The 9,763-nt window shown below is 71.8% G+C and carries 10 protein-coding genes; 8 read left to right on the top strand and 2 right to left on the bottom strand.

Going from position 1 to position 9,763, the window contains the following annotated elements; all coding sequences use genetic code 11:
• The first annotated feature begins 51 nt into the window (after positions 1–51).
• The 5 genes from PKE99_RS04370 (at position 52) to PKE99_RS04390 (ending at position 4,174) form a co-directional block, all read left to right on the top strand.
• A complete protein-coding gene (locus tag PKE99_RS04370) occupies positions 52–1,263 on the top strand; it encodes an acyl-CoA dehydrogenase family protein (RefSeq protein WP_037040070.1) in 1,212 nt (403 codons plus the stop codon).
• Entirely contained in the window at positions 1,263–1,661 is a 399-nt protein-coding gene (locus tag PKE99_RS04375; RefSeq protein ID WP_037040073.1) for a nuclear transport factor 2-like protein, read from the top strand. Before PKE99_RS04370 ends, PKE99_RS04375 begins: the two co-directional genes overlap by 1 nt.
• Positions 1,661–2,497, top strand: a complete 837-nt coding sequence (locus PKE99_RS04380; RefSeq protein WP_037040081.1) for a mycofactocin-coupled SDR family oxidoreductase — start codon at positions 1,661–1,663, stop codon at positions 2,495–2,497. The genes PKE99_RS04375 and PKE99_RS04380 overlap by 1 nt, the downstream gene beginning before the upstream one ends.
• A 69-nt stretch (positions 2,498–2,566) precedes the next feature.
• On the top strand, positions 2,567–3,379 hold the full coding sequence (locus tag PKE99_RS04385; protein WP_037040083.1) for a mycofactocin-coupled SDR family oxidoreductase: 813 nt from the start codon (positions 2,567–2,569) through the stop codon (positions 3,377–3,379).
• A 45-nt stretch (positions 3,380–3,424) separates the two neighbouring features.
• A complete protein-coding gene (locus PKE99_RS04390) occupies positions 3,425–4,174 on the top strand; it encodes a helix-turn-helix transcriptional regulator (protein WP_051736695.1) in 750 nt (249 codons plus the stop codon).
• Here PKE99_RS04390 and PKE99_RS04395 read toward each other — a convergent pair.
• Positions 4,171–4,521: a nuclear transport factor 2-like protein gene (locus PKE99_RS04395; protein WP_037040085.1), complete on the bottom strand. Its 351-nt coding sequence runs from the start codon at positions 4,519–4,521 to the stop codon at positions 4,171–4,173. The genes PKE99_RS04390 and PKE99_RS04395 overlap by 4 nt on opposite strands.
• 44 nt (positions 4,522–4,565) lie before the next feature.
• Complete coding sequence (locus PKE99_RS04400; protein ID WP_037040087.1) at positions 4,566–5,726, bottom strand: LLM class flavin-dependent oxidoreductase; 1,161 nt, start codon at positions 5,724–5,726, stop codon at positions 4,566–4,568.
• 197 nt (positions 5,727–5,923) lie between these two features.
• Between PKE99_RS04400 and PKE99_RS04405 the strand changes: the two genes are divergently transcribed.
• Genes PKE99_RS04405 through PKE99_RS04415 form a run of 3 tightly spaced genes read left to right on the top strand, consistent with a single transcriptional unit; the run spans position 5,924 to position 9,512 of the window.
• Entirely contained in the window at positions 5,924–7,336 is a 1,413-nt protein-coding gene (locus PKE99_RS04405; RefSeq protein WP_037040088.1) for a 4-hydroxyphenylacetate 3-hydroxylase N-terminal domain-containing protein, read from the top strand.
• The gene (locus tag PKE99_RS04410) at positions 7,333–7,839 is read left to right on the top strand and encodes a flavin reductase family protein (RefSeq protein ID WP_037040090.1); all 507 of its coding nucleotides are present in this window, start codon (positions 7,333–7,335) and stop codon (positions 7,837–7,839) included. The genes PKE99_RS04405 and PKE99_RS04410 overlap by 4 nt, the downstream gene beginning before the upstream one ends.
• A gap of 17 nt (positions 7,840–7,856) precedes the next feature.
• Positions 7,857–9,512 carry a class I adenylate-forming enzyme family protein gene (locus tag PKE99_RS04415; protein WP_037040092.1) on the top strand — a complete coding sequence of 552 codons (1,656 nt, stop codon included), beginning with the start codon at positions 7,857–7,859 and terminating at the stop codon, positions 9,510–9,512.
• The last annotated feature ends 251 nt before the right edge of the window (positions 9,513–9,763 follow it).

Consider the following 9,763-nt stretch of genomic DNA (forward strand, 5'->3'; position numbering starts at 1 on the left):
GCATCGTGATCCACGTCCTCAGCGACGTGCGACCAACGGAGGCCGACACCCATGACACAGACCCTCGAGAGGCCCGGCAACGCGGAGACGGGGCCCGACGTCGACTACGTCGCCCTCGCCCGCAGCATCAAGCCGGTCATCGACGCCGAGGCGGACACGATGGAGGCCGGCGCCACCATCACGAAGCCCGTCGTCGACGCGATCGCCGAGAACGGCCTGTTCTGGCTGCTCGTGCCGCGCGAGTACGGCGGGGCCGGGCAGGACATCGTGACCTCGCTGAAGGTTGTCGAGGAGCTTTCCCGCGCCGACGGTTCCGTCGGCTGGGCCTTCATGGCCAACGCCTTCTCGACCGGCGTCGCGGTCGGCTTCTTCTCGCCCGAGGGTGCCGAGGAGATGTACGCGGGGGCGGACAAGGCCATCACCGCGGGCATGATCCTGCCGACCGGCACCGGTGTGCGGGTCGACGGCGGCTACGAGGTCACCGGCACCTACGGCTTCGGCAGCGGCTCGCACCACGCGTCCTGGATCGGCGCCGGCTTCGTCGTCCTCGGTGAGGACGGCAACCCGGAGATGAACGGCCCAGAGGACAACCCGGTCCCGGTCTGCCGGATCGCCTTCGTGCCGCGCGAGAAGGTCGAGTTCCTCGGCGGCTGGAACGTGATGGGCATGGCCGCCACGGGCAGCGACAACTACAAGGTCGAGAAGCTGTTCGTGCCCGAGGCGCACACGATGGACACCTTCTCCACCGAGCCGGTCCGCCCCGAGGCCGTCTACAAGCTGGGCATGCTCGGCATCGGCGTCGGCGGGCACGCCCCGGTGGCGCTCGGCATCGCGCAGCGCGCCCTGGAGGAGATCGCCCAGATCACCGCCGACAAGAAACGCCCCGGCTACCCGACGGTCGTCGGCGACTCGGAGATGTTCCGCCGCGGGTTCGTGGAGCACGAGGCGCTGCTGCAGGCCGCCCGCCTGTACGTCTACCAGGCCCACGCCGACGCCGAGGCCGCCGCGGCCGCGGGCACCATCACCGACGAGCACCGCGCTCGCCTGCGCCAGGCCGCGACCTGGGTGCAGAAGGTCGCCCAGGACGTCGTGACCTGGGCCTACAACTGGGGCGGCTCCGCCTCGATCCGCAACCCCAGCGTGCTGGGTCGCTGCCTGCGCGACATCTCCGTGGGCGCGCAGCACATGCTCGTCGAGCCGATGACCCTGGTCGAGGCCTCGGCCCCGATCATCGCCGGCTACCTGAAGAAGGAGAACGCCTGATGTCCAACCCCGGGGACAACTCTGCCAAGCTCACCGAGGCCTTCGCCGCCGCCGACAAGGGCGACGCGAGCCTGCTGGTGGACCTCTACGCCGACGACATGACCTGGGCCGGGTTCCAGGCCGACGGCACCCAGACCGTCTTCACCAAGGGCCGGTTTCTGGAGGCCTTCGGCATCCTCGCCGAGCTCGACGAGGCGAAGAACGAGGTGATCCGCACGGAGGAGACCCCCGAGGGTCTCGTGATCGCCTGGATCCGTGCCTACCGGCGCAAGGGTGACGACGTCCTGGACTTCACCCTGGTCATGACCCACCAGTTCGTCGACGGCAAGGTCGCCCGCGGCGCCGACATGTGCCCGCCGAGCTTCGGCGAGTACTGGAAGCGGCTGGGCCTCGCCTGATGGGACAGCTGGACGGCAAGGTCGCCCTGGTCACCGGTGCGGCCCGCGGGCAGGGCCGGTCCCACGCGATCCGGCTCGCGGAGGAGGGCGCGGACGTCATCGCGATCGACGTGTGCGCCCCGGTGGAGACCGTGCAGTACCGCGGTGCCACCACCGCCGAGCTCGACGAGACCGCCGCGGAGATCGAGAAGCTCGACCGCCGCGTCGTCACCAGGCAGGCGGACGTCCGCGACCTCGCGGCGCTGCAGTCGGCGGTGGCCGACGGCGTCGCGGAGCTCGGCAGGCTCGACGTCGTGGTGGCCAACGCGGGCATCTTCACCACCGCTCCGGTGCACGAGCTGACCGAAGAGCAGTGGGACACCATGATCGACATCAACCTGACGGGCGTGTGGAAGACCGTCAAGGCCACCGTGCCGCTGCTGATCGAGCAGGGCAGCGGCGGGTCGATCGTGCTGATCAGCTCCACCGGCGGCACGCAGGGCTTCCCCAACTTCGCGCACTACGTCGCGGCCAAGCACGGCGTCATCGGGCTCGCCCGCACGATGGCGAACGAGCTGGGACAGCACAGCATCCGGGTCAACGCCGTGCAGCCGACCTCGGTGCTCACGGACATGATCGACCACGAGGGCATGTACCGGCTGTTCCGGCCGGACCTGGAGCACCCCACGCGCGAGGACTTCCGCGAGGCGCTGCTGAGCGGGATGAACATCCTCCCGACGCCGTGGGTGGAGCCGCGCGACATCAGCAACGCGGTGGCCTGGCTCGCCTCCGACCAGTCCCGGTTCGTCACCGGGACGACCGTGCCGGTGGACGCCGGCGCGCTGCAGAAGATGTGACATCCCGGGCCGGGGCCGTGAGCGCACGGCCCCGGCCCGGTGACCTGTGTCGTTCAGGAAGGAACGAACATGGCAGGACGCGTAGAAGGAAAGGTCGCCCTGGTCACCGGCGCGGCCCGCGGCCAGGGCCGGGCGCACGCGGTGCGGCTGGCCGAGGAGGGCGCGGACATCGTGGCGGTGGACGTCTGCGCCGACCTGAACGTCCCGTACCCGTCCTCCACCCCGGAGGACCTCGCCGAGACCGTGGCGCTCGTCGAGAAGCTGGACCGGCGGATCGTCTCCGCACAGGTGGACATCCGTGACCTGAGCGGGCTGAGGTCCGCCGTGGACGGTGCGGTGGCCGAGCTCGGGCGCCTGGACGTCGTGGTGGCCAACGCCGGGATCTGCGTGCCGGCGATGTGGGACCGGGTCACCCCGGAGCTGTTCGAGTACCACCAGAGCGTCAACGTCACGGGTACGTGGAACACCGTGATGGTCGCGGCGCCCCACCTGGTCGCCGCGGGCGGCGGCTCGGTGATCATCACCAGCTCGGCCGCCGGGATCACCGTGCAGCCCTTCCTCGTGCCCTACACGACCAGCAAGTTCGCGGTCCGGGGCATGGCGAAGGCGTTCGCCGTGGAGCTGGGCGAGCACGGCATCCGGGTCAACAGCGTGCACCCGTGCGCCGTGCAGACCCCGATGGGCGGCGGCGGCGTGCTCGGCATCATCGGCGAGGCCCTCGAGGCGCACCCGAACCTCGGCGGGATGTTCACCAACATCCTGCCGCTGGAGCAGGCCGAGCCGCGGGACATCGCGAACACGGTGCTGTTCCTGGCCTCGGACGAGTCCCGCTTCATGACCGCGCACGAGCTGTCGCCGGACGCGGGGGTCACCGAGTACTGATCGGTTACGCTGCGGGACCCCTGGCAGCGTGGGAGGTGCCCGGAGATGCAGGCGGTGGCTTCGGCGAGTCTGGACGCCAAGCGGCTCGGCAAGGTCTTCGCCGTGCTCGAGCGGGTCGACCGCTCGCACGACGTCGCGGAGTTCGCCGGGCGCACGCTCGAGGCGCTCGGGTCCGTGCTCGGCTACCGGAACACCACGTTCTTCGCCGGGCCGAGCTACGGCGGGTTGTTCCTGGACCCGTCGCCGCTGCTCGAAGGGACGCAGCGGCGGCTGATCCGGGAGTACCGGCAGCGCTGGGACCGGCACGACGTGTTCGCGAGGCCGGCCGCGGCCGCCCGGCTGCACCGGGTGTCCGCGGTCTCGGTCGACGCCGGCGACCCGGCCGCGCCCGCGGACCGGGCGTACCGCGACTGGCTGGGCGGCCACGGGATCGAGAGCCTCACCGCGATCCACGTGGCGCCGGGCGGGAAGCAGGCGCTGTTCGGGATCTTCGGGCCCCGCGGGACGGTGGGGCCGGTCGATCTCGCCGTGCTGCGGCTGCTCGGCCGGCAGCTCGGCGCGATCGCCCGGCACCTCCCCGCGTCCGCGGCCGGGCAGGCGGGCGTGCCGCGCCTGTCGCCCCGGCTCGCGGAGGCGGCGGAGCTGGTCGCGAGCGGGCTGACGAACGCGGTGGTCGCCCGGACGATGGGCGTCACCGAGGACACCGTGAAGAAGTACGTCAGCAGGCTGCTCGCGGAGACCGGGACCCGCAGCAGGACCGAGCTCGCGCTGGTCCTGCAGCGGGGCCGGGCCTAGCCCAGGGCGCCGAACAGGCCGCTCAGCTGGGCCGTGTCCACGTACTCCTCGATCCGGGTGACCTTCCCGGCGCCGTCGACGTGCACGGCCAGGGCGGCGGGCGCCCGGAAGACAGTGCCGTCCGGCAGGGTCCCGGTGACGGTGTACCGCGCCCAGGCGAGCCCGTCGACGGCGGGGGAGGTCCGCACGTCGTCCATCCGGAAGTCCGGCACCACCTTCCGGATCGCCCGGACGCTCTCCAGGGTGTCCGGGACCGTCGGTGCCTCCACCTCGTCGAAGGAGTGCCATGTCACGGCGCCGGGCGCGAACACCTCCCCGGCCTCCAGCGTCATCAGGGCTTCGACCACGCGAGCAGCATCGCTCTGCGCCGACGGTTCGCTCGCAGGCTCGCTCACTGGGCACGCTCCTTCTCGTACTTCTCGGTCATGTGCGCGACGGCGTCGAGCTGGGCCCGAGAGTGCCGCTCGCGACCCTCGGACGCCAGCCGGGCGGCCTCGACGGTCGGGGCGTACTGGCCCTGGAAGTGCGGTGCGACGTCCCGGGCGAAGATCTCGAAGGACCGCTTCGTGGCCGTCGGGTCGGCCCAGTCGTGGCCCATCAGCAGCATGGTGCCGAAGCCGCCGGCCTGGTCCACGAGGCGCTGCACCTGCGCGCGGGCCTGGTCCGCGGTGCCGATGACGCCGATCCCGGCGTTGTTGATGAAGTCGATCATCTCGTTCAGGTTGTCCCCGGAGACCGCCATCTGCGGGAACGCCGCGACCTTCTGGAAGTAGCGGAACCAGTGCTCGATCCCGTACGCGACCTCGCGCCGGGCCTGCTCCTCGGTCTCGGCCAGGTGGAACGGCCCGACGAGCCGCCACCCCGAGCGGTCCACGGTGGTCCCCGCCGCCGCGGCGCGCTCCTCCATGACGTTCCAGTGGTGGGCGAGGGCGTCGAAGCCGTCGGCGCTGAGCGTGGCGCCGATGCTGAGCAGCCCGAGCCCGTGGGTGCCCGCCAGCCGGGCGCCGGTGGGGGAGGCCACGGCCGCGACGGCGATGTCGAACAGCGGGTCCGAGTACGGCGCCATCTGCAGCCGGGCGTCGACGAGCTCGTGGGTGCGGGTCTTCGCGTTGACCGTCTCGCCGCGGAAGAGCCGCAGGATGATGTCGAGGTTCTCCTCGAGCAGCTCGCGGGTCTCGGTCGGGTTCAGCCCGATCATCGCGGAGTCGGTGGGCAGCGACCCCGGCCCGACGCCGAACAGCGTCCGGCCACGGGTGAGGTGGTCGAGCATGACCATGCGGTCCGCCACCCACAGCGGGTTGTGGTAGCTGATCGACGTGACGCCGGTGCCCAGCTTGATCCGCCGGGTCCGCTGCGCCGCGGCGGCGATGAGGATCTCCGGCGAGGCGTAGATCTCCGAGCCCGCGCTGTGGTGCTCGCCGAACCACGCCTCGTCGTAGTCGAGGGCGTCGAGGTGCTCGATCAGCTGCAGATCCTGCTCGAACGCCACGGCGGGCTTCACCCCCGGGGCGTGGACGGGGGCGAGGAAGATGCCGAACTTCAGCCTGGCCATGCGGTGACCTCTCCTTCCGGCGGCGCGCCGTCGCGCCGCGGTCTGCGTGTGCCGCGGACCACCTTCGGAGCGGGGACCGTCGCGGCACAGTGCACGAAAGTGCATGCCGCCCCGTCCCCCTTCGTGCACTCCCGACGCCCCGACCGGCGTGGTCGGCTCGGGGACGAATCTCCTGCAACCGCTGAAGGGACCCACTGATGGCTCTGCGCACCGCGCAGCAGTACCGCGACGGCCTGCGCGACGGCAGGCGCGTCCACTACCGGGGCGAACGGGTCGACGACGTGGTCGCGCACCCGGAGCTGCGGCCGGCCGTCGACCACTCCGCGCTCTGCTACTCGATCGCGGAGGACCTGCCCGATCTCGCGGTGCGCAAGAGCGCCGAGGCGGGGACCTACTCGGCCTTCTACCACCTCCCGCGCACCCCGGAGGACCTGCGGGACCGCGGTGCCCTCATCGAGGAGGTGTCGCGGCGCGGCGCCGGCACCATCGTGCTGAAGGAGGTCGGCTCCGACGCCCTGTTCGCCCTCCTGCGTGCCACCGAGGGCGCGGGCCTGGAGCGCGCGCAGGCCTTCTACCAGCGGTGCCTCGACGAGGACCTCGCGCTCGCCGTGGCGCAGACGGACGTGAAGGGCAACCGCACCCTCGGCCCGTCCCAGCAGGCCGATCCCGACCTGTACCTGCGGATCGTCGACTCCGACGCGGACTCGATCACCGTCCGCGGGGCGAAGACGCACACCTCGTTCTCCGCCAACGCGGACGAGATCGTCGTGCTCCCCACCCGCGCGATGGGGCCCGCGGACATCGACTACGCGGTCTCCTTCGCGATCCCGGTCGACACCCCCGGTCTCGATCTCTACGTCTCGCCCTACGCGGCCGGTGAGCGGGACGGCTTCAGCTTCCCGCTGTCGTCGAAGCACAAGCTGCTGGAGTCGCTGACCGTCTTCGACGACGTCCGGATCCCGCGCGAGCGGGTGTTCCTGGAGCGGCGGCCGGAGCTCGCGGGCCCGCTGGCGATCGCGTTCGTCGACTACCACCGGTTCACGGCGATCAACTACAAGCTCCCGTTACTGGACATCATCGTCGGCGCCGCGCACCTCGTCGCCGAGGCCAACGGCATCACCCGCGCCGGACACGTCCGCGACAAGATCGCCAAACTCGTCGCCTGGTCGGAGACGGTCCGGGGGCTCGCCGAGCTGGCCGCGCTGCGGGCCCGCGAGGGCGCCCAGGGGGTCTGGCTGCCGGACCCGCTCGCGGTGAACATGGCCAAGTACACCTTCGCGCACGGTTTCCACGAGGCCACGGCGACGCTCGTCGACCTCGCCGGCGGGCTGCTCGCCACCGGGCCCGGCGCCGAGGACTGGGCGAACCCGGGCATCCGGGCGGTGCTGGAGAAGTACTATGCCGCCGCGGTTCCCGCCGAGCAGCGCCTGCGGATCCTCAACTTCGTCGGCGACCTCACCGCCCGCGACTACGGCGGCTACCAGTCCGTCCTCGCCACCCACGCCGAGGGCTCGCTGGAGGCCGAGAAGATGCAGATCGCGCGCTCCTACGACCCGACGGACGCGATCGGCTACGTCCGCCGGCTGGCCGGACTCGGGGAGGACCGGTGACCACGGTCGCGCCCGACCGGTTCCGCGAGGTCCTCGGCGCCTTCTGCTCCGGCATCACCGTGATCACCGCGACCGACCCCGACGGGGCGCCGATCGGGATGACGTGCCAGTCCTTCAGCTCGCTGTCCCTGGACCCGCCGATGGTCATGTTCGCGCCGGCGCGCACCTCGACCACCTGGCCCCGGATCCGAACGGCGGCCGGGTTCTGCGTGAACGTCCTCGCCGACGACCAGCACGGGGTCAGCGACGCCATGTCCCGGCGGGGCACGGACAAGTTCGCCGGCGTCGCGTGGACGCCGTCGCCGACCGGGGCGCCGCGCCTGGCCGGGGCCGCCGCGTGGATCGACTGCGACCTGGCCGCCGAGTACGACGGCGGTGACCACACGATCGTCGTCGGGGCCGTGCGGGAGCTCGGGAGCTCGCCGTCGCTGGAACCGCTGCTCTACCACCGCGGGCGGTACGCGCTCGTCCGCAGCCACCCGACCACCGGGGACACCCGATGACCGCAGAGGAGACAACGATGTCCGCCTACGACGACAAGCCCTGGCTCGCCGTCTACGACGACGGTCAGCCCGCGACCACGACGGTGGAGTTCGGGACCGCCGTCGAGATGTTCCGCGCCACGGTCGCCCGGCACCCCGACGCCGACGCGATCCGCTACTTCGACGGCCGGATCAGCTACGCCGAGCTCGACGCGCTCAGCGACGCGTTCGCCGCGGGCATCACCGCCGAGGGCTTCGCGCCGGGCGAGCGCGTCGCGCTCTACCTGCAGAACGTCCCCCAGTTCGTGATCGCCCAGGTCGGCGCGTGGAAGGCCGGCGGGATCGCCGTCTCCATCAACCCGATGAACAAGGAGCGCGAGCTGGCCGAGCTGCTGGCCGACTCCGGCGCGTCGGTGCTGGTCTGCCTGCAGTCCCTGCACCGCGACGTCGCCGCGGCGGTCCTGCCCGGCACCGCGGTCCGGACCGTGCTCACCACCTCCGAGCTCGACCTGCAGACGCAGGACGAGCCGGCCGTGTTCGCCGGCGTCGAGCGGATCGCCTGCCCCGGCACCACGGACCTCCTCGAGTTCCTGGAGCGGCACCGGGGCACGGCGTGCCCGGCCGTCGACCTCACCGCCGACGACGTCGCCTTCCTGACCTACACCTCCGGCACCACCGGGCCGCCGAAGGGCGCGATGACCACCCACCGCAACGTGGTCTTCAACGCCCAGACCTACCGCGACTGGGTGGGCCTGGGGCAGGACGACGTCGTGCTCGGCATCGCCCCGCTGTTCCACGTCACCGGGCTCGTCGGGCACATCGCGGTCGCGCTGCTCACCGGGGCGCCGCTCGTGCTGATGCACCGGCTCGACCCCGCGCTCACCCTGCGGACGGCCGAGGCGGAGCGGGCGACGTTCACCGTCGGGTCGATCACCGTGTTCATCGCGCTGATGAACGCGCCCGACGCCGAGAAGGCGCAGCTCGCCACCCTGACCAAGATCTACTCGGGCGGGGCGCCGATCCCGCCCAGCACGGTCCAGGCCTTCCGGGACACCTTCGGCCACTACATCCACAACATCTACGGGCTCACCGAGACAACCTCGCCGTCACACGCGGTGCCGCACGGCGCCGAGGCCCCGGTCGACCCGGCGTCGGGCGCGCTGTCGGTCGGTGTTCCCGTCTACGACACGGTGGTGCGGATCGTCGACGAGAACGGCGCGGAGCTGCCCGTCGGCGAGATCGGCGAGCTGGTCACCGCCGGCCCGCAGGTCGTGGCCGGGTACTGGAACAAGCCGGAGGAGACCGCGAAGGCGCTGCCCGACGGGGTGCTGCGCACGGGCGACGTCGGCTACATGGACCCGCAGGGCTGGTTCTACATCGTCGACCGCAAGAAGGACCAGATCAACGCCGGCGGCTACAAGATCTGGCCGCGCGAGGTCGAGGACGTCCTCTACGAGCACCCCGCCGTCCGCGAGGCCGCGGTCGTCGGCGTGCCCGACGAGTACCGGGGCGAGACGGTCAAGGCCTTCGTCTCGCTGCGCGCCGGTGTGCAGGCGACCCCCGAGGAGATCGTCGCCTTCACGAAGGAGCGCATGGCGGCCTACAAGTACCCGCGGCAGGTGGAGATCCTGAACGAGATCCCCAAGACGGTCAGCGGGAAGGTCCTGCGGCGGGAGCTCCGGGAGCACCCCTGACCGACGGGTCGGCGGGCCGCCCGGCCCGGGACGGCCCGGCGGCGATCGCAGCCGAACCCGGGCCGCCCCGCGGGCCTACGCCCGTTCGAGGCGGACGACGACCCATTTCGAGGTGGGGGTGCCCGACTCGAGGGCCTGGGAGTCGAGGGGGACGAGGGGGTTGGTTTCGGGGTAGTAGGCGGCGATGCAGCCCTTGGGGGTGTCGTAGGAGACGAGCCGGAAGTTCTCCGCCCGGCGCTCTGTGATGACGC

It is taken from the genome of Pseudonocardia halophobica (assembly GCF_027922425.1).
Taxonomy (GTDB): domain Bacteria; phylum Actinomycetota; class Actinomycetes; order Mycobacteriales; family Pseudonocardiaceae; genus Pseudonocardia; species Pseudonocardia halophobica.